Origin of the sequence: Sorangium sp. So ce381, from assembly GCF_051473845.1 — a bacterium.
GTDB classification, from domain to species: domain Bacteria; phylum Myxococcota_A; class Polyangia; order Polyangiales; family Polyangiaceae; genus Sorangium; species Sorangium atrum.
Genome location: NZ_CP150336.1, coordinates 5,285,624 through 5,305,696 on the forward strand (window position 1 = coordinate 5,285,624; position 20,073 = coordinate 5,305,696).

Annotated in this window: 13 protein-coding genes; 7 read left to right on the forward strand and 6 right to left on the reverse strand. The window is 75.4% G+C overall.

What is annotated here, in order from left to right; genetic code table 11:
- Positions 1-186 precede the first annotated feature (186 nt).
- Positions 187-2,622, forward strand: a complete 2,436-nt coding sequence (locus WMF29_RS19800) for a PQQ-binding-like beta-propeller repeat protein (protein ID WP_437330336.1) — start codon at positions 187-189, stop codon at positions 2,620-2,622.
- A gap of 36 nt (positions 2,623-2,658) precedes the next feature.
- Here the strand turns inward: WMF29_RS19800 and WMF29_RS19805 are convergent, their stop codons facing one another.
- Together WMF29_RS19805 and WMF29_RS19810 are read right to left on the reverse strand one after the other, a co-directional pair.
- Positions 2,659-3,219 carry a septal ring lytic transglycosylase RlpA family protein gene (locus WMF29_RS19805; protein WP_437330337.1) on the reverse strand — a complete coding sequence of 187 codons (561 nt, stop codon included), beginning with the start codon at positions 3,217-3,219 and terminating at the stop codon, positions 2,659-2,661.
- Positions 3,219-3,770, reverse strand: coding sequence for a hypothetical protein (locus WMF29_RS19810; protein ID WP_437330338.1), 552 nt, complete (start codon positions 3,768-3,770; stop codon positions 3,219-3,221). Before WMF29_RS19810 ends, WMF29_RS19805 begins: the two co-directional genes overlap by 1 nt.
- 315 nt (positions 3,771-4,085) lie before the next feature.
- Here WMF29_RS19810 and WMF29_RS19815 point away from each other — a divergent pair, with 315 nt between their 5' ends.
- The 3 genes from WMF29_RS19815 to WMF29_RS19825 are packed head-to-tail and all read left to right on the forward strand — an operon-like array spanning position 4,086 to position 8,152.
- Positions 4,086-4,727 carry an RNA polymerase sigma factor gene (locus tag WMF29_RS19815; protein ID WP_437330339.1) on the forward strand — a complete coding sequence of 214 codons (642 nt, stop codon included), beginning with the start codon at positions 4,086-4,088 and terminating at the stop codon, positions 4,725-4,727.
- Positions 4,728-4,787: 60 nt separating this feature from the next.
- Positions 4,788-5,660 (forward strand): hypothetical protein, encoded by an 873-nt coding sequence (locus WMF29_RS19820; RefSeq protein WP_437330340.1) that lies wholly within the window; start codon positions 4,788-4,790, stop codon positions 5,658-5,660.
- Positions 5,648-8,152 carry a hypothetical protein gene (locus tag WMF29_RS19825; protein WP_437330341.1) on the forward strand — a complete coding sequence of 835 codons (2,505 nt, stop codon included), beginning with the start codon at positions 5,648-5,650 and terminating at the stop codon, positions 8,150-8,152. Before WMF29_RS19820 ends, WMF29_RS19825 begins: the two co-directional genes overlap by 13 nt.
- Here WMF29_RS19825 and WMF29_RS19830 read toward each other — a convergent pair whose 3' ends face one another.
- Together WMF29_RS19830 and WMF29_RS19835 are read right to left on the reverse strand one after the other, a co-directional pair.
- Complete coding sequence (locus WMF29_RS19830; RefSeq protein ID WP_437330342.1) at positions 8,153-8,932, reverse strand: sigma factor-like helix-turn-helix DNA-binding protein; 780 nt, start codon at positions 8,930-8,932, stop codon at positions 8,153-8,155.
- A gap of 242 nt (positions 8,933-9,174) precedes the next feature.
- Positions 9,175-9,693, reverse strand: a complete 519-nt coding sequence (locus tag WMF29_RS19835) for a MerR family transcriptional regulator (protein WP_437330343.1) — start codon at positions 9,691-9,693, stop codon at positions 9,175-9,177.
- 455 nt (positions 9,694-10,148) lie between these two features.
- Here WMF29_RS19835 and WMF29_RS19840 point away from each other — a divergent pair, with 455 nt between their 5' ends.
- The 3 genes from WMF29_RS19840 to WMF29_RS19850 are packed head-to-tail and all read left to right on the forward strand — an operon-like array spanning position 10,149 to position 14,736.
- Positions 10,149-10,940: an alpha/beta fold hydrolase gene (locus WMF29_RS19840; RefSeq protein WP_437330344.1), complete on the forward strand. Its 792-nt coding sequence runs from the start codon at positions 10,149-10,151 to the stop codon at positions 10,938-10,940.
- Positions 10,937-13,627 (forward strand): ABC transporter substrate-binding protein, encoded by a 2,691-nt coding sequence (locus WMF29_RS19845; protein WP_437330345.1) that lies wholly within the window; start codon positions 10,937-10,939, stop codon positions 13,625-13,627. The genes WMF29_RS19840 and WMF29_RS19845 overlap by 4 nt, the downstream gene beginning before the upstream one ends.
- Positions 13,624-14,736 carry an ABC transporter permease gene (locus tag WMF29_RS19850; RefSeq protein WP_437330346.1) on the forward strand — a complete coding sequence of 371 codons (1,113 nt, stop codon included), beginning with the start codon at positions 13,624-13,626 and terminating at the stop codon, positions 14,734-14,736. The genes WMF29_RS19845 and WMF29_RS19850 overlap by 4 nt, the downstream gene beginning before the upstream one ends.
- A gap of 15 nt (positions 14,737-14,751) precedes the next feature.
- On the opposite strand, the gene WMF29_RS19855 is transcribed toward WMF29_RS19850, so the two are convergent.
- Together WMF29_RS19855 and WMF29_RS19860 are read right to left on the reverse strand one after the other, a co-directional pair.
- Entirely contained in the window at positions 14,752-17,907 is a 3,156-nt protein-coding gene (locus WMF29_RS19855) for a response regulator (protein WP_437330347.1), read from the reverse strand.
- A 181-nt stretch (positions 17,908-18,088) separates the two neighbouring features.
- On the reverse strand, positions 18,089-20,020 hold the full coding sequence (locus tag WMF29_RS19860) for a protein kinase domain-containing protein (protein WP_437330348.1): 1,932 nt from the start codon (positions 20,018-20,020) through the stop codon (positions 18,089-18,091).
- Positions 20,021-20,073 lie beyond the last annotated feature (53 nt).

Genomic DNA, 20,073 nt, shown 5'->3' on the forward strand with positions numbered 1-20,073 from the left:
CAGGCCGTCATCGACCCATCGACGCCTCCTCATCGTCGCCTCGTCGCAGGGCGCCTGGGGCCGCGGCGCGCCCGGCGCGCCCGGCGCTGGCGCCGTCTAGCCAGGTGGCACGTGCTTGTCCACTCCGCGGCGATCCGCGCACAAAACTTAGGATCAGGCCGCGCGCTGCCTAGCATCCGTCGGCGGATGCCCGGACTGTCACTTGTCGCCGACAACACCCGATGCTCACCGGAGCCCGAGCGCACGTCGCTGCACGATGTGCTCGACTTCGTCCTGGAGGGGGCGCGCAACGCGTCTCCTCCGCTCGATGGAGCGGCGCTGCCGCTACGCGCCGAGGCCGAGGCGCTGCCGCTGCTCTGCGAGCTCGCCGAGGCCGCGGGGGAGCTCGCCTCCGGACGCCGCGCGCGCGCCGTCGTGCGCCTGTGCCTCGAGCCCGACCCCTGGGAGCTCGGGCTGGAGCGCGTGGGCCGCGACCTCCTCGTCACCGTCTTCCAGGGCGGAGACGTGCCCGAGGTCGCCCTGCACGAGCGGCGCTTCGACGGCGAAGCGCTCTGCGCGCGCCTCCTCGCGGCCATCGACCGGTTCGCCTCGCGCAGGGGCCCGGGCGCGCGCCGCGACGCCGCCTTCGCCGACAACGACGCGGATCTCGGCGGGCTCGGCGGGCTCGGCGAGCAACGGCTCTCGGCCGCCCGGCGGTGCCTCGCCGCCTCCCTGCCGTTCTCGCCCGACGAGGCGGGAGGAGAGCCGGCGATCGTGGGCGTCGAGCCGACCGGCGAGATCCCGATCGCCATCGCGGCCGAGGCGCTCCTGCGCACGTCGCAGGGCGCTGCGCTCACGCAGCCGGCCGTGCTCCGGGCCGACCTGTTCTCGCTCCTCTTCCGGGGCAAGATCCGCGTGCTCGTGGGCGAGGAGGCGCGGGAGCTGCCCGACGTCTTCGTCTTCCCGTTCGCCGAGCAGCTCGCGTCGCTGTCGCTCGAGTCGCTCGACGCGTGGGCGCGGCGCCAGCCCTACCACCGGCGGCTGACCGTCGGCGGCGCGATCCTCGGCGTCCGGCTGCACAGCGAGGGGGCGCTGTCGCTCACGCTCGGCGTGCCCCGCGTGGGCCGCGTACCCTCCGCCGATCCCCGCGCGCCCGGCCCTGGCCGCGCACCCTCGTTCGCGGCCGCCGAGGAGCGGGCGCAGACCTGGACCTTCCCGGCCGTCGACGTGGCGGCGCTCGCCCAGGGCGTGGTCGCGTTCGGGCGGGCGCTCGCGCGCAGCCTGGTGCGCCGCGATCGCGGGCAGACGTCGAACCTGCGCCTGTTCGAGTTCCGGGCGCGCGTCCGCGAGCTCGCCGAGCGGCTCCGCGAGCTCACGCGCAACGACGCGAAGATCAACGTGGCCCCGGAGACGTACCGCGCCTTCGCGGCGGCGGCGCGCCCGCAGGCCGCGGCCGAGGACACGTTCGGGCGGACGCGCCTGCGCTTCACGGCCCGGTGGATCGCGGCGATCCCGTCGCTCGACCTCCGCGCCACCTTCCTGTGCGGCGACGTGCTCGTGGTGGGCTCGACGCGCGAGCTGACGTGCATCGATCGGCGCACCGGCGAGTGCCTGTGGCGCAAGCCTGCGCCCCGCGCGGTCTCGGTGATGACGCCGGTCGGCCTCGGGAGGCTCCTGCCCGACGGCACGCTGCAGCTGCACGATCTGGCGAGCGGCGAGGTCGCCTGGTCGACGCGGCTCTCGCCGCGCGTCGGCGCGAACGCCTCGGGCGCGGTGGTGAGCGCCCCCGGGCTGCCGCGGATGCTCATCGTGAGCGAGGGGACGCGCCACCTCGCGGCCGTGGACCTCTACTCCGGCGAGGTGCGCTGGCGCTACGCGGCGCGGCGCGGCGAGAACTTCCGGCTCCGCCGCGCGGGCAAGCTCGTCCTCGTGGGCAGCGGCGAGCCGGCCCTCGCGGCGCTCGACGTGCTGAGCGGCGAGGTCGTGTGGCGCTTCTGCGACCGGCTCCCGTTCGCGTCGCCGGTGGCGGTCGATCACGACGCGCTCTTCGCGCTGGCCGGCGACGGCGCCTTCGTCGGCCGCGGCGGGGCGCGGCTGCACCACCTCGACCCGTGGTCCGGCGAGGCGCGGTGGACGGTCGATCTGCCGAAGCACGTGGCGCCGGTCGGCGCGCCGCTGCTCGGGCCCGAGACGGTGTGCGTGGTGACCCACGGGCGGCGCGGCACGGGTCTCGTGGGGATCGATCGTCGCACCGGGGCGACGCGCTTCGACCTGACCGCGTGCGCGGCGACGGCCTCGTGCCTCATGGTGGACGATGTGGTCGTCGTGAACAGCGAGGCAGGCGAGATCGTCGGTGTCGGCGCGCACGACGGCGCGGTCCGGTACCGGCACGTCATCGCGGGCGGCGTCGAGGGCGACAGGCCGCGGCGCCTCGAGCCGGTGCTCCGCTCGGGCGCGCTGTTCGTGCCGCAGAGCGAGGTGCACGTCGTCCGGCCGCGCGACGGCGCGCTGCTCGGCAAGGTGCCGACGGACCTCATCCCGGATCTCCTGCGGGTGGACGAGCGGTGCGACGTCTACGTCGCCGAGGAGAGCGGCCACCTCGCGGCCTTCGCCGCGGCCCCGCGGCTCAGCCTCGTCCAGTAGGGGCCGCGGCGCGCGCAGTAGGGGCCGCGGCGCGCGTCAGCGCGGCCCCCGGGCCGGTTTCCAGATGAGCTCGAGCGTCACCTGGGTGATGCCGTCCTCGATGAGCCCGATCCGCTCGGCGGCCTTGCGCGACAGGTCGATGATCCTGCCGCGCTTGAACGGGCCGCGGTCGTTGATCCGAACGCGCACGCGGCGGCCGTCCCGGCGGACCACGTCGACCAGGGCGCCGAAGGGCAGCGTCCGGTGCGCGGCCGTGAGCGCGCGCGGGTTGTAGCGCTCGCCGCTCGCGGTGCGGCGGCCGTTGAACTTGTCGGCGTAGTAGGTGGCGCGCCCGCGCTGGATCGGTGTCCCTTTCGCCGCGCTCCGCGCGCTGTGGGGCGCCATCGGCGTGGAGATGCCGTCGCCGTCGTCCGCCTCGTCGCCCTCGGCCTGGTGGCGCCGGGGCGCCGGCGGGGTGCTCGGCGCGACGCCGAGCGCCATCGGAGCGTCGGCTCCCGTGCGGGGCGCTGCAGGCTGGTGAGCGGAGCAGGCGGGGGTGAAAAAGAGGAGGAGGAAGGCGAGCGTCCTCGCCACGCCGCGGCGTCCACCCGGCATCATCACGTCGCCTCGGGCGCGGCGCGATCGGCCGACGAGGGGTCGAGGTCGGCCGCGGGCGAGGTCACCGCGGCGACCAGGGCCAGGGCCGAGGGCTCGCCGCTCCCTGCCCCGTCAGCGGACGGCGCCGCCTGGGCCCTGGCCTTGGCCCGCACGAACCCGGCCAGCTCGCGGAACGGCACGCCGGTCGGGCAGATCCTCTCCTTCTCGGCGAGCACCTCCTCCGGCACGTGCGCGAGCGCGAGCGCCGCGGCGTCGAAGTCCGGCATGCTCCGCGACGACGCGAGCACCACGGTCATGAGGCCGCGGTAGGCCCCCTTGGAGGCCGCGATGCGCTCGGCCTCCCCGAGATCGCAGCGCCCGCACGCGATGCAGCGGGAGAAGCGGGGCAGGGCCGCGCGCTCGGCGGGCGAGAGCGGCGGCAGGCCGTCGGCGTCGTAGTTCTCGCGGAAGAGCGCAAGCCCGCTCGGACCGTCGTCGAAGAGACGGCGCACCGCGACCTTGAGGAGCGACCACGCAAGGACCGCGAGGGCCAGGGCACGACCGGAGAGCACGATCCGTCCATAACCCGAAACAGGCCCGCGCGCCGAGCCGATGCGCGCGGGGTCTCCAGAACGGCGCCGGGCACGTGAACCCGCGTTAACAGCGCCTCGCGCACGCGCAGGTCCGCGACGACCCGCCGCCGCTGCGATGACGCCTGCGGCGCGCGCTCGTCGCCCGATCTCCGCGGCGCCCGAGATCGCGGGCCGCGCCGGCGAGTCGCGGAAGATCGCGCGACGGGGGCCGCCGCCGGGCGAGGACGCCGCGCAGCGACGCGACCCCTCCGCGCGTCGGTCCTCGCTGGCACGTCGGGTGCACAGGCGCCAGGCATGCCCAACGACTTGCTTCTCTGCGACAACGGACGCTCGGAAAACCTCGGCGAGCTCGCCGAAGGTGCGCTGGTGGAGGCGATGATCGCGGGGGACGAGCGCGCCTGGCGCGCCTTCCACGCCCGCTACGATCGGCTCGTCCACCGCTGCATCAGCGGCGTGATCGCCCGCTTCTCTGCTGTGGTCGCGCAGGACGACATCCGCGACATCCACGCTACGCTGCTCGTGCAACTGCTCTCGAACGACATGCGCAAGCTGAGGAGCTTCGACGCGGGCCGCGGAACGCGGCTGAGCTCCTGGATCGGCACGCTCGCCGTCCACTGCGCGTACGACCATCTGCGCTCGAGGAGGCGCGCGCCGCGCTGTGCCCCGCTCGACGACGCGGCGGTCGAGCTCCCCTGCGAGCGCCCCTCGCCGCAGGAGCAGGCCGAGCGCCGCGAGCGCGCCGCGCTCGTGGGGCAGGTGCTCCACGCCTTCTCCAACAAGGACCGCGAGTTCGTCGCGCTCTACTTCGCCGAGGGCCTGCCCCCGGAGCAGATCGCGGAGCGGATGGGGATCAGCGTGAAGACGGTGTACTCGAAGCGCCACAAGATCCAGAGCCGCCTGGAGGCGATGCTGTCCAGCGTCAGCCTCGCGGCGTGACGTTTCCCTCCCCCGAAGGGGGCTCGGCGGCCGTCGGCCCTGTGGTATGAGCCGGAGTGGATGGCTCGACCGCCCCGCACCTGCTCCGCGCTCCCGCTCATCGCGGCCGCCGCCCCGCTGCTCGGCGCGTGCGGCGGCGGCGACGGAGACGCCACCGCGATCCCCCTCGCCGACGAGCGCGGCGGCGGCGCTCGCATCGCCGAGATCGTCGGTGACGCCGGGTGGCTCGCCCCGGAGGACGAAGAGAGCCGGCGCTGCGCCGTACCGCCCGCTCGCCGCGCGCACGTCACCGGCGCCACGGTCGTCGCCATCGACCGCTTCGACGAGACCGGCGAGGGCGCGCGCGGCAACTACTACGTGCAAGACAGCGCCGACGAGCCGGTCCCCTACTCGGGGATGACGGTCTTCCAGCCCGCGTTCAGCCCCCCGGACCTGCGGCTCATCCCCGGCGACGTCATCGACGTGCTCGGCGAGATCACCGAGTTCCTCGGCCCCTCCGCCGGCCGCTTCGGCGGCTGCCGCACCCTGCCCGAGATCGGCGGGACCTTGAGCTTCCGCTTCGAGGACCACCCCGCCGTTCCGATCCACGTGCCGCTCGCCCACCTGAGAGGCTACGCGTCGGCGCGCCCGTACATCGGCATGCTCGTGCGGGTCGAGGGCGTCAGCATCGCCGGCGACCCCTCGAGCCGCGACGGCCGCTACGCGGCGTCGATCGACGTCGGGGCCGGCGTGCCCCCCGCCGAGGTCCCGCGCCTCTCGAACGAGCTCTACGACCTCGAGCGCGAGGGGCCGCCCCTCGCGGACGGCGCCTCCTTCCGGTCCGTCACCGGCGTGCTCACCTACTTCTACGGCTTCAAGATCGCCCCGCGTTGCGCGGCCGATTTCCAGCTGGAGGGCGCGCCGCCGCCTTCCGACGACGCATGCGCTCCCTGAGGCCCGCGCTCCTCTCGCCGCTCGTCCTGCTCGCGGCCTGCGGCGGCGCGCCGCCCGGCGGCCCGCCGGCGCCGGGGCACGCGCTCGCCTCGACGCCCGAGGGAAGCGTCGGGCGCATCGAGGTGCGCAACCTCGACGCCCGGCCGCGGCTCACGCTCGTCTCGCGCGACGGCGATCCCGCGCCCGCGCTCGTCGTCTCGGTCGCGACCGATCTCGGCTCGGTCGCGACCACGGCGCTCGCCAGCGTGGTCGAGGCGCGCCTGCTCGCGGCCGGCTTCGACGTGGACGCGCGCATCGACCGCAGCGCCTTCCGCGTGCGCCTGCTCGTCAGGGACGCGGCGCGCGTGGCGCCGTTCCTGCGCGCGCTGTCGGCGGCGTTCGCGCAGCCCATCGCGGCCGGCAGCCCGGAGGTCGCCCGGGCCGCGGAGCGGACGCAGGCGCTCCGATCCAGCCCGCTCGACGCGCCGGAGCTCTCGCCGATCGCGGCGTGCACCGGCCAGCTGGGCCTCGCGGGCGCGGAGCCCGTGGTCGACCTGGCGACGCCCGCAGGCGCGCGGGAGCTCGAAGGGTGGCGCGCCGCGGCGCTGCACGCCGGGCGCACCTCGATCGCCGCCGTCGGCCCCGCCGCGTTCTGCGAGGAGGCGGCCCGTGCCGCGGAAAGCATCGACGCCTGGCCGGCGGGCAGCCCGCCCGCGGACCCCTGGCCGGCGGCGGACACGGTCGGCGTGTACACGACGAACCAGCTCGGGCGGCGGGCCGCCCGCGTCACCGTGGCCGCGCGTGTCGCGAGCCCCCAGGCGGCCGTCGCCGCGGCGGAGCGGCTCGGCGCGCCTGGGTCCCCGCTCCGGGCGCGCCTCTCGGCGCTCCCCTCCCCGTTCCGCGCCGTCGAGGTGCTCGGGGTCGCCCGCCCGCGCGGCGGCTGCGTGAGCGTGACCATCGAGGCCGCCGATCTGCCCACGGCCCCGGCCGTCGAGGCCTCGGCGGCGCTCGCGGCGGCGGTGGCGCGGCAGGAGATCCGCCGCGGCCTCTCGGCGCCGCCGAGCCCCGCCGTCGCCACGCGGCAGGTCCTCACCGCGCAGGACCCCCGCGACGCCGGCGCGCGCGCCTCGTGGTGGGCGCTCTCCGGGAGCGCCCCGGGCGCGCCGCCGGAGCGGTGGGCGACGGCGCTCGGCCTCCCTCCGAGCGCCGACCCGCCGAAGCCCGCGGCGCCGGGCGAGGCCGGCGCGCGGCGCTTCGAGGCCGAGCTCTCGCGCGCGCTCGCGCCGGGAGCCCAGCCCGCCCTGGAGCGGCGGGCGCTGGTCGAGCGCGGGCAAGGCGAGGTCTGGGTCCTGCTCGCGAGCCCGTGCGGCGTCGCCGAGGAAGGGCTGTACGACGCCGGCGCGACGGCGCTCGCCGCGCTCGCCGCCGTGCAGACCCGGCGGCGCGAGCTCGACGTCACGATCGAGCCGTGGGTCACGGCGGATGCCGTCGGCGTGATCGCGCACGCGCCGTTCCGCGACGAGCGCGAGACCCCGGCCGAGCTCGGGCGCCGCGTGGCGAACGCCGCCGCGCGCACGGTCGCGGCCACCACGCCGGGCCCCGAGGCGCTGACGCTGGCGCGCGCCGCGGCGCTCCAGCACCTGGAGCACCTCTCCGGAGGGCGCGCCGCGGCGCTCGAGGCCTTCGCCTCCGCGATCGCGCCCGACCACCCGTCCTGGATCGAGCCGTTCGGCGTCTGGGACCGGGTGGCGAGCGGCGCGCTCGAGACCGTGCAGCTCCGCTGGCAGGCGCTCGCGACCGGCCCGCTCCGGCTCGCGGTCCTCGCGAACGCCGACGCTTCCCAGGCGGCCGCCGCGGCGGAGGCCGCCGAGCGCTGGCTCGCGCCGCGGCTCACCGCGCGCGGGTGCGGCTCACCGGACGGCGCGGTGGTGCCCCGGCTCGGTCACCACGACGCCCGCCTGCCGGCCGCGGCGGCCCTCTCGCAGGCCGTCGTCGGCGCGCGGCTCCCTGCGGCGCGCGAGGCCGCTCCCACGGCGCGCGAGCTCGCCGAGCTCACGGTCTCCGCCCTCAACGGCGAAGGCGGCCTGCTCGCGGCCGCGCTCTCTCCTGCGGCGAGCACGGCGTCCCCGGCTCCGGCCAGCGCGGCGCCGGCGAAGCGGCCGCTCGCGGCCCGCGCGAGCGCGCGCGTCCTCGGCGGGACACGCGCCGCGGCGCTCGCCGTCGAGATCAGGGCAGAGGCCGGCGAGCTGAGCGAGGCCTCGGCCCGCGTGAAGGAGCTCCTGGCCGGTCTGGCGCAGCGGGTGACCGACGCCGATCTCGGCCGCGCCGACGCACACCTCGCCCGGCGGGAGCGCGACGCGCTCGCGGAGCCCAGGCGCAGGCTCATCCAGGTGTTCAACGGCCGCCCCTCCCGCGCGGCCGCCGCGAAAATCACGCTGGCCGCGTGGCGCGCCTTCCTGGCGGGCGCGCTCGGCGCGGACGCGATCGTGACCGTCGAGGCCCGGCCCGACTGATCACTCCCCGCCGTCGAAGTCGCCGGCGTCCTCGAGCTCGGCCGTCCGCCCGGCGCGGGTCGCCTCGAGGCCCTCGTCCTCGGCGTCACCGTCCGCGCTCGTGGCCTCTTCCTCGTCCCCGTCCTCGTCGACCTCGTCCTCGTCGTCGTCGTCCGGCTGGGTCAGCACGGGGAGCCGGCGCTTGCCGACCGGACCCTCATCGACGTAATCGCGCAGCGCCATCATGTCCTTCAGCGCCTCTAGCTTCGCGAGCGCCTTGACCTCGACCTGGCGGATCCGCTCGCGGGTCAGGTTCATGATCGCCCCCACGTCCTCGAGCGTCGTGCCGCCGCGATCCGCGACGTCGAGCGCGCACGTCTCGTTCATGTCCCAGACCTCGAGATCGGGGAAGTTCAGCTTGATGGCGCCCGTCCTGGCGGAGACGTCGAGATAGAGGTGGTGCTGGCACGAGACGTACGGGCACGGCCTCGGGCCGTCGACGCACTCGGCGCGGGCCCGCGGCTTGTAGTAATCGGTCTCGGGGTAGAGCATCCGGCCGATCTCGAGCTCGCGCTTGGTCATGCGCTTGACGCTGATCGTCCGCGCCCGGATCTCGCGCTTCCGCCGCGACCTGCGCTGCTCGCGCGTGATGGCGTTCCCCGACTCCGCGGGGTCCGCCTGGAGCGCGAGCGCGCCCTCCACGACGGGCTCCGTCGAGCCCCCGGGGTCGCGATCGCCCTCCGCCGCATCCGCACCGTCCAGGCTGAAGATCTCGAGCTCGCTGTCAGACACCGTCGCCATGCGCTGCCTCCGTTTGGTAGCGTCTCCGCTCTCAAGCGCGCGCGTCTCTCCCCGTACGTCCGAGTCCCAGCTCGAGCGCAGAGGGATCCGCTCCTTAAGCCCGACGTAAAGCCGGATGCCGTCCCTAAAAAATTGCGACGAAACGAGCCGATGCCCGTCCCGTCGATCGCATCAAACCCAGGCGGGGCCGCGCCCGCGGCCCCATCTACTTCACGACGACGAAAGCCCCGCGACTCGGCCCCTCAAGAGGAAGCCGCCTGTTTCGTGAGCCGCGCCTGCGCCATCAAGCGCTCTTCTATCAACGCCAGCTTGGCGACGAGCTCCCGCGCGAGCGACTCTGCGCTCGCGAGGTCCTGGGCTATCGCCCTGCCGCTCGTCTCGCTCCGCCTCTCTTTGGCGGCATCCCTGAGCGCATTGAAGACCTTGGCCATCGTGCGCTCGAGCTCCTCGATATCACCTCTCACGAACAGGAATTCACGCTGGATCTCTTCGATGGTGTAGTCCTGGGCCATCATCTCTTTGATGCGCTGAACCTGGCGGACTACCGTGGCCGGATACATCCCCTGCGAGCCCTGGTGCTTGCCCTTGCGCCCCACGCGCACGCTGCGCGGGAGCAAGCCGAGCTGCACATACTTCCGGAGCGTCGCCTCGCTGAACTTGATGCCATGAGCCGCGAACAGCTCGAGGATATCGCTCGAAGTGATCCCCTGGGCGTGCTCCCGCTCGATGCGATCAAGCACCTCCTCGGGGATCCTCTGCACCGGTCCTCCCATCGATTGCCGGAGGCCCTACCCAACCGACGCGGGCGACTCTATTCCACTGAATGGAATACAGTCAATTGACGCGACTACGATTATTGTGTGGCTGTCGCGAGACGCGGTGCTTTGCCGGGGTTCTTGACATGCCTCGGACATTTTTCGTCCGTCGGAACGACGCGTCGGCCCGCCCGGCACGGCGCAGGTCGGCGGTCGGGGTGGGAAAAAAGCGACGCTCGGTGCAATGGGTGCGAGCAAGGGGGCGTCCGACACCCAGCGGGGCTCGTGCAGCGGCATGCCCCGCACCCTGACACACATCGGTCATTTCAGACAAAAGGGCTGATAGTCTCGCCGCCATCATGGCCAAGACCCTCGCCAGCGAGGGTCGGAGCTCGGCCTCGCCCGCCGCCCCCCGACCCGTCGAACGCGTCATCAGGGATGTCACCGCCCGGGGTGTCAGGATGCGGGTCCTGGTCGCCGGCGCGGGCAACGGCCCGGCGCTGCTCCTGATCCACAGCTTCCTCGTCAGCCACCTGGAGTTCGATGACGTGATCGACACGCTGGCCCAGCGGTTCCACGTCATCGCCCCGGACCTCCCGGGCTTCGGCGAGAGCGAGAAGCCGAGCCCGGCGCGGTACGCTTACGGCATCGAGACGTTCGCCGAGGCCGTGGCCGACCTCATCGCCGCCTTCGGCGTCGGCCGCGCGCACCTCGTCGGCCACGCGATGGGCGCCGCCGTCGCGATCACGCTGGCCGCCAACCACCCGGAGCTCGTGCAGCGGCTCGTCCTCGAGGACGCGCTCTGTTACCCGTTCCCGATGAGCTTCAAGATGAAGCTCCCGCTCCTGCCGATCGTCGGCGGCATCGTCTTCAAGCAGCTCCACGGCCGCGGCACGTTCCGGTCGTACTTCCGCGACGATGTGTTCCGGGCGGACGCGGCCGTGCCGCTATCGCGCGTCGATCGGCACTACGATCTCTTCAACGCCCCCTCGGCGCGCGAGAGCGCCCACGCGGTGATGCGCGCGGTGCTCGACGCGCGCCCCGTCGTCGCGCGCCTCACCCGGATCACGGCGCCGACCCTCGTCGTGTGGGGGCGCGACGACCGCATCTTCCCGGCGGCGAGCGCGCAGCGGCTCGCCCGGGAGATCTCCGGCGCGATGCTCGAGATCATGGACGCCGGACACTCGCCCCACGAGGAGCGCCCGGGGGAGTTCGTCGCGCTCGTGACGCAGTTCCTCGAAGGGAAGCGGTGACGGCGGCGGCGCGCTGGGCTCGGCTTTCGCGCGGCGCGGCGCGAGCGGCCGAGCGCGCGGGGCGCGCCGTCCTCGGCGAGGACGCGGCGCGGCGGTTCCTCGGGGACCGCTCGGCGCTGCTCGGCCTCGGGATCGTCGCGCTGCTCTCGCTGTTCGCCGCGGTGGGGCCGGCCGTCATCGCCCACGACCCGAACGCGAGCGACTTCACCCTGGCCCGCGACGCCTCCGGAGCGCCGCCCGGGCCGTCGGCCGCCCACTGGCTCGGGACGGACCCGCTCTTCCGCGACCTGCTGGCGCGCCTCGCGCACGGCGCGCGGCTCTCCCTCGCCATCGCGCTCTCGTCGACCGCCCTCGCCACGGGGCTCGGCGCGCTCGTCGGCGTCACGGCCGGCATGGCCGCCGGCACGCGGGCGGACGCGCTCGACGGCGCGCTCATGCGGCTCGTCGACGTGATCCTCGCCCTGCCGTACCTCCTGTTCGTGACCGCGATCGGCGTCGCCGTGGGGCGCGCGGACGTGGGGACGATCCTGCTCGTGCTCGGCCTCACGGGGTGGACCGGCGCGGCGCGGGTGGTCCGGGCCAAGACGGCGGAGCTCGCGCAGCGCGATTTCGTGGCCTCCGCGCGCGCGCTCGGCGCGGGGCCGCTGCACGTCGTCCGCCGGCACGTCCTGCCGAACGTCGGCGGGACGCTGCTCGCGCTCGCGACGATCAGCGCCGGGCAGATGATCCTCGCGGAGGCCGCCCTCGGCTACCTGGGCGTCGGCGCGCAGCCGCCGACCGCGACCTGGGGCCGCATGCTGCACGAGGCCGAGCCGTACCTCGGGGTAAGGCCGCTCCTTGTGGCCGCGCCGGGCTTCGCCATCGTGCTCGCCGTGCTCGGCTTCCACCGCGCGAGCGAGGGGCTCCGCGACGCGCTCGATCCGGCCGGCGCGGCGCTCCCGCGCGGCCGTCGTCTGCCGGTCGATCTGCTCGTCGCGGGCGCTGCGCTGCTCCTGCTCTCGGGCGGCTCGGCGGGCGGCGTCCGCGCGCCCCTCGGCGGCGAGCCGGCGTCCGGCGCGCCCGTGCGCGGCGGGACGCTGCGCCTCGCGACCACGGTGAACGCGCGCGCGCTCGATCCGGCGATCGCGTACGACGAGCTCTCGAGCACCGTCGCGGAGCTCGTCTTCGCCCGCCTCGTCGCGTGGGACCAGGGCGGCCGCATCACGCCCGATCTCGCGCGCGCGATCGAGGTGGAGCGCGGGGGGCGGACGTACGTCTTCACGCTGCGCGAGGGCGTGCGGTTCCACGACGGCGCGGAGCTCCGCGCCGCCGACGTGAAGCGCTCGATCGAGCGGACGCTCCACCCGAGGACGCCGAGCCCGGGCGCGAGCCAGTACGACATGATCGAGGGCTTCGCCGCGTACCGCGCGGGCGCGGCGCCGCACCTCGCCGGCGTGCGGGTGCTCGGCGACCATGCCGTGGCGATCGATCTGCGCGCGCCGGACGCGACGTTCCTGCCCCTCATGACGCTCGCGTTCATGGCGCCGGTGTGCCCCTCGTCCGGGGCCGTGGTCGACGCGGCGAGCCCGCCGCCGCCGTGCGGCGCCGGCCCGTTCCGCGTCGCGCGGTGGGACCAGGACGGCAGCATCGGGCTCGCCCGCCACGAGGGGTACTTCCGCCCGGGCCTGCCGTACCTCGACGCCATCGAGTGGCAGACGGGCGTGCGCGCGACGACCCAGCGCTACAAGTTCGAGGAGGGCGAGCTCGACACCCTGCGCGATCTGACCGCGATCGACGCGGCGGCCTACCGCGCCGCGCCCGGGTGGGAGGGGCACAGGCGCTGGGTGACCCGCAACAGGACCAACGCCGTCTTCCTCAACACCGAGCTCGCGCCGTTCGACCGGCTCGCCGTCCGGCGCGCGGTCGCGTTCGCCCTCGACCCCACCGTGCTGGAGAAGGTGCGCCCCGATCTGCTCGCGCTCGACCGGGTGCTGCCGCCGTCGATCCCGGGCCCGCTGCGCGACGCGCCGATGCGGCAGCACGACCTCTCGCGCGCGCTCGAGCAGATGGCCGCGGCCGGTTACCCGTTCGATCCGGCGACCGGGAGGGGCGGCTACCCGGGCGTCATCGACTACATCGCGGTCCCGGACACGCTGGAGCAGGCGATCGGCGAGATCGTCCAGCAACAACTCGCCAGGATCGGCCTCCGCGTCCGCCTGCGGCTCGTCAGCTGGGCGACCTACCTCGCCGAGGCCTCGCGGCGCCGCGCCGTCCCCATGGGCTGGGTCGGGTGGCAGGCCGATTTCCCCGACCCGGCGAGCGTCTTCGAGCCGACGCTCTCCACGCGCGCCATCCGCGACGAGGGCTCGCAGAACTACGCCTTCTTCAGCGACGAGGAGCTCGATCGCACGCTCGACGCCGCCCATGCCGAGCAGGATCGCGCGCGGCGCCTCGCGCTCTACGACCGCGCCGAGCGCATCGTCCGCGATCGCGCGCCGTGGGTGCCCACGTACACGGCGCGGCAGCTGGAGCTCTGGCACCCCTACGTGCGCGGCCACGAGGGCGCCGCCGCGCTCACGTCCCGCCTCCACGAGGTCTGGCTCGACCCGTCCGCGCGGCCCGCCGCCGGCGGAGGGCCGCGCGCCGCCGCGCCACGAACCGCGACGCCCCTCCGCGCGTTGCTCGCGCGCGCGGCCCTTCCCCGATGAGCACCACGCGCGCGCGCCGCGCCTCCACGCCCCGCCCGGGCCGCGCCTCCGCGGTGGGCTCCGCGCTCGCGCGCCTGCTCCGGCGCCTCGGCTGGGCCGCGATCGTCATCGCCGGGGTCACCGCCGTCTCGTTCGGGATAGCGTACCTCCTGCCGGGAGACGCCGCGCGGATGCTCGTCGGGCCGCAGGCCTCGGCGGCGGACCTCGAGCGCGCGCGGGCCATCCACGGGCTGGATCGCCCGGTCCCCGTGCAGTTCGCGCGGTTCGTACGGCGGCTCGTCCACCTCGGCCCCGCGCGGGGCGGCGACGGCAGCGCCGCTGGCCCCGACGCGGGCGCGCGCGCCGATCCGGAGCACCGCAGCTGCGCGGCGGGTCCGCTCGGCCTGCACGTCGACCTCGGGTACAGCTTCCATTACCGCAAGCCGGTCGTGGATCTGCTCGAGGCGAAGGTGCCGCGATCCGTCGAGCTCGCGCTGGCCGCCCTGCTGGTGCAGCTCCTGCTCGGCCTCTCGCTCGGGATCGTCGCGGCGGCCCGCCGCGGGACGGCCTGGGAGGACGCGGCGCTCGGCGCCACGCTGCTCGGCGCCAGCGCGCCGACCTTCGTGATCGGCCCCGCCCTCCAGTACGTGCTCGCCTACAAGCTCCGGCTCTTGCCCTACGACGGGTACGGCGCCACGGCGGCCGATCACCTGCGCTCCCTCATCCTGCCGGCGCTGACCCTCGGCGTGTTCGGCAGCGCCCTCTACGCGCGCATCGTCCGCGAGGAGCTCCGGACGCTGCTCCGCCAGGACTTCATCCGCACCGCGCGGGCCAAGGGCGCCTCTCGCCTGCGCGCGCTCGTCGTCCATGCGCTGCGCAACGCGCTCTTGCCGCTCGCCACGCTCGCCGCGCTCGATCTCGGGGCGCTGGCGGGCGGCGCGATCGTCACGGAGAAGCTCTTCCGCTGGCCCGGCGTCGGGAGCATGGCGGTCGAGGCGCTCCAGAACCGGGACGGCCCGCTCATCGTCGGGACGGTGCTCTTCTCCGCGGCCACGATCGTGCTCGCCACCGTGGCGCTCGATCTCGCGGCCCTGGCCCTCGATCCCCGGCTCAGGTCGCGGTCGCGCTGAGCGCGGGCCGCGCGCTCACTGCATGCCGGCGAGCGCGCGGCACTCGGCGCCGAGCGAGGACTCGGGCGAGGAGAGCTCGGCGCACTTGCGGAACGAGGCCCGCCCACCGCGCCCGGCTGCCTGCTCTGCAGCGCCGCGCAGGTGCCACGCCGCGGCGCTCCCCGGGGAGGCGGCCGTGAGCTGCTGCGCGAGCTGCACCGCCTTGCCGGTCTGCCCCGACTCCAGGGCGCGCATCACGCGCGCCGAGAGCGGCCCGCCTTCCTCGTCCGGCGCGGCAGGCGCGGACGCGGCCGGCGCGGACGCGAGCGGAGCAGCCGTGCGCTCCGGCTCCCGCGCCGGTGCGGCGGCCTGGCTCGCGGTCGCCGCCGCGCTCGGCGGCGCCGCGTGGGCGGCCGGCGCGTGCTCGGAAGGCGCTCCGACCGGCGCGATGGGTTTCGCCCGCGCGCTCGCCGAGGCTGGCGCGGCCGGCTGGCCCGCCGGAATGTCGGCAGGGGTCGTAGGGGTCGTCGTGGAGAGCCCCGCCGCCGAAGCGGTGGCCGGCTCTCCCTCCGGCTCCGGCGCGGCCGGAGCCGCCGCGGTCGCGGCCGCGGAGCGCTGCCCGACCAGCACCTCCTCGGGCGAGGGCGCATGGACCGGCGCCGCTGGCACGGGGCGCCCCGTCTGGCCGACCAGCCACACGCCGGCGGCCCCGAGCGCGAGCGCCGTGGCCAGGCCGGCGACGATCCGCGCGATGCGGCCCCGGCGCTCTTCGTGGCGGGGCCCGAAGAGCGTGGCCTCGACGGCGCCGGCGGTCGTATCGGCGTCCTCGGCCGAGCGATGGTCCTGCGCCGCCATCCCCTCCGGCGCGACGGCCCCGCCGCCGAGGAAGAAGCGCTCGCTCTCGCTGATCGGCCCGGGATCGCCCGGGGGCGCGTCGTCCTGCGCCGCCGCGAGGCTCGCCGCCGGGGCGGCGCCGGCCGGCGCGGCGTTCGGCAGCGGCGGAGGCACCGCGATCGGGCGCGCCTCCGCGGCCTTCGCTTCGATGGGCTGCAGCGCCTGCGCCCGCTCCGCCCCGCGCGGGACGGCGACGGGCGGCGGCGCATCGCTCGGCGGGCGGGGGCGCAGCGTGGGGCTCGTCGAGGCCGCCGCGGCGCGCTCCTCGCCGGCGGGCGGCGCAACGCCTGCCGCCGCCGCAGGCGCGGGCGGCGCTGCCGCAGGCGCGGCCGGCGCCGCGGGCTCGGGCTGCGCCGCTGCGGGCGCCTCGGGCGCCGCGGGGGGCGTAGAGCGAACGCGCTGCTCGGCGGGAGCGGCCGCGGCAACGGGCCTGTCGCTCCTCGTGGAGCGCTGCTTCTGCGCGAAGCTGCGCGGCGTCACGAGCGGTCGCGTGAGCGGGGCCTCATCGCTGCTCGCGAGCGTGGTGTCCTTGTCGAGATCGATCTCCGCGCGCGACCGCGTAACCCGCGCGGCCTCGGCACCCGATGCGGCGTTCCGCGGCGGCTCCGACGGCGCTCGGCCACCCGCCGCACCGGGGTGCGCCACGGCGGTCCGCGGCGGCTCCGACGGCGCTCGGCCACCCGCCGCACCGGGGTGCGCCACGGCGGTCCGCGGCGGCTCCGACGGCGCTCGGCCACCCGCCGCACCGGGGCGCACCACGGCGTTCTGCGGCGGCTCCGACGGCGCTCGGCCACCCGCGGCCCCGGGGCGCACCACGGCGTTCCGCGGCGGCTCCGACGGCGCTCGGCCCGCTGTCGCACCGGCGCGCGCCGCCGCGGCCGACACGGTGCTCCGCGGCGGCTCCGACGGCGCTCGGCCCCCCGCCGCGCCGGAGCGCGCCGTCGCGGCCGACACGGCGCTCCGCGGCGGCTCCGACGGCGCACGCGCGCCCTCCGGCGCGGACCGCGCCACGGCGGCGCTCGCGCTGGCCGCTCGGCCGACCGCCCCTGGCCCGTGCACCGCGCTGCGGGTCGTCACGGGGCGCCCGGGGGCCTCCGCGTCCGGGTCCCCCGCCGGCGAGTGCAGCTCGTGACCGGGCCGGGAGCGCGGGAGCACCGCCGGGGAGACCCGATTCGAGAGCGGCGCCGGGACCACGGCGGCGTCCTCGAGGTCGTCCGAGCCGGCGTTCCCCGGGCTCCCGTCGGGGTAGTTGGAGCGCCGCGCGCTCGACGGCGACGAGAGCGGCGAGAACTCGTCGTGGAACGCCGTCTCCGGCTCGCTCGGCACCACGTCGTCGGGCGGGAGCGCCGCCGCGGGCACCAGCAGCCCCTCGAAGTAGAGCTTCGAGATGGTCGAGAGCGTCGAGAGGTCCTCGAACGGGGACGCGTCGACCACCTGCATCAGCGTGCGCTTGCCGTCGAACAGGCGCAGGATCCCGTTCAGCTCGTCGGGGATCTCGTTCAGCCGCTCCAGGAGCTCTTCGCTGTCGACCTCGAAGACGGTCGCGAGCGACGGCAGCGCCTCGAGGAGCCGGCCCCACTCGTCGACGCGGCGCATCCCCTCCATGAGGAGGCCCTGCGTCGACGTCTCGATCCCGTCGGGGTTGTCGACCTTGCAGAACTCGACCTCGAACGTCCCCTCGTTCCACAGCAGCGCGCGGTAGACGGCCTCCTCGCCGCAGAGCCGGCCGAGCGTCGCGTCGACGACCTTGCCCTCGCGGAAGTAGACCTGCGCCTCGTTGTCCGCGTGCGACAGGTGGACGATCCCGCTCTTCCGGCTCACCTCGAACGTCTGCAGAAGATCCACGACGTTCATGTCGAGGATCGACCCGGAGAACCTGGTCCGCCCCGTCGTCGAGAAGTGGCGCGTCGTGATCCCCTCGCGCGTCCGCCGCGCGAGGAGCAGCGTCACGCGCGCGATGAGCTCGCGCACGAAGATCGGCTTGGTGAGGTAGTCCTCGACGCCGAGCTCCAGCCCGCGGATCTTGTCCTCGATGGACCGCTGGCTCGTGAGGAAGACGACCGGGATCGAGGCCCAGTCGGCGTGCTCCTTCATCTTGCGGACGAGGGCATATCCGTCCACGTTGGGGAGGCGCGTGTCGCTGAGGACGAGGTCCGGCGTGGAGACCTCGAGCTTCGCGAGAGCGTCCGCTCCGTCCTTCGCGGTGGTCACGCTGTAACCGGCCTTTTTCAGGCTGACCTCGAGGACCCGAACGCTGCGCGGATCCGCGTCGACCAGGAGGAGCTGTTGCTTGGCCACTAGAGGTTTCCGCCTCGCGAAGGATGGCGAGCCAGAACGGACGCTGTCAAGCGCCCCGCCCTGAGCGTCGCCGCTGCCGTCGATCGCTTGTCCCGCGGCCGCGGGCCCGGTGCTCGACGTCGTCCATCGTGCACACAGGACGGCGGGGAAGGCCAGGTTTCGTCGCGCGCCGATCGGGCGATCAGCGCTTCCAGGGATCGACGATATCGCCGGTTGCTTGCGGCCTTACCATGGAGGCCGTGGGCGCCGTGGTCGCCGCCGGACGGCCCGTCGCCGCGGTCGGCTTCGCCGGGATCGGGACGGCTGTGCCCTGGGTGCGGGGCGGCTCCTGCGCGAGCGGCGCGGGCGCCGCCGTCGCTGCCGCGGTCGCGACCGCGGGCGGCTCGTCGATCACCCTGGCAGGCGCCGTCTCCGCCGGGAGGGCGCCGGGAGCGCCGGCGGAGGCGGCCTCGGGCGGCTCCTCGGCCGCCGCCTCGGGCGCCGAGGCGCGCAAGGCGCGGACGCCGAGGGCGATGACGATGGGCACGAGGACCGCCGCGAGCGCGATCGCCACGCGCGCGGCCATCGAGAGCGGCTCGGGCGGCTCCGCGGGCGCCTGCACCGGGGCGAGCATCTCCTCGTGCGCGCGCGGCCGGATCGACTCGTGCGCGCGCGGCCGGATCGACTCGTGCGCGCGCGGCCGGATCGACTCGTGGCGAGGCAGCTCGCCCGGGGGCGCGACGGAGACCCCGCGGCCCGGCGGATCGAGGGCGAGCTCGATGGCCTCGACGAGGTCGGCCATCGAGGAGAAGCGCTCCTCGGGGTTCTTCGCGAGGCATCGCATGACGATCGGGCCGAACGCGCCCAGCGTGGTGGCGTCGGGCATCACCTGCTCGAGCGGCTCGGGCGACATGTACATGTGCTTGGTCAGCACGCCCATGTACGTGTCCGCCTCGAAGGGGACGCGCCCCGCGAAGCACTCGTACATGAGGACGCCGAGCGCATAGATGTCGGCGCGGGCGTCGATGCGCTTCCCCTCCGCCTGCTCCGGGCTCATGTAGTGCGGCGTCCCGAACACCATGCCGATGCGCGTGAGCCGCTTGCCGCCGGTCACCTTCGCCACGCCGAAATCGAGCAGCTTGACGAACTCCTGATCGCCGTTGCGGACGAGGTACACGTTGTCGGGCTTCAGGTCGCGGTGGATGACGCCCGCGGCGTGCGCAGCCCCGAGCGCCGCGGCGCACTGGAGCATGATCTGCCCGACCCTGTCGGCCGGCAGCGTCTTCTCGGTGCGCAGCAGCGACGCGAGGGAGGTCCCGGAGAGGAACTCCATGACGAAGAACGGCAGCTCTGCCTGCCCCGTCTCGACCTCGATCGCGCCGAAGTCGCTCACCGCGACGATGTTGGGGTGGCCGATCGCCGCGGCCGCCTTGGCCTCCTGGATGAAGCGGGCGACGAGCTCCGCGTCCTGCGCGATGTCGTGCCGGAGCACCTTGAGGGCGAAGAGGCGGCCGAGCGACTTGTGGCGCACCTCGTACACCGTCCCCATCCCCCCTTCACCCACGACCGCCTGCACCTCGTAGCGGCCGTCGATGGTGCGCCCGAGCATCGGATCGGCCGACGGATTCCAGTCGGGCGCGTCGGCGAGCGGGTCGCCGTCGAACGGGCAGAAGCGGGAGTCGCCGGAGAAGGTCTGCTTGCAGGTCGGGCAGCGGCGCGCGCGCGGGGTCTGCTTCGCCCTCCCCCGGCGCGCCGGCCCATCGAAGCGCGCCGGCAGCGGCGGGATCGCCGGGCGCGCGTCGACGGGCGCTGGCAGCGTATCCGCGCGCGGCGGCACGTCGCTGCGGAACGGCACATCGCTGCGGGGCGGCGCGTCGCTGCGGAACGGCACGTCGCTGCGGGGCGGCACATCGCTGCGCAGCGGCGCGTCGCTTCGGGCTGGCGGCACATCGCTGCGCGCCGGAGGCAGATCGCTTCGGGCTGGCGGCACATCGCTGCGCGCCGGAGGCTGGGCAAATGGCTCGTCTCCGTGCGGCCGCGGGATGTCTTCCCGATGGAACAGCTCGGCAGCCTCGGACTCGCCGGCGGTCATCTCGGGCTGAGCATCCCCGGCCATGCGGAGCGTCACTGGCACCCCATCGAGTCTAGCCGAAAGCGCGCTCAGTGGTTCGGATCAGATGGCGCCAG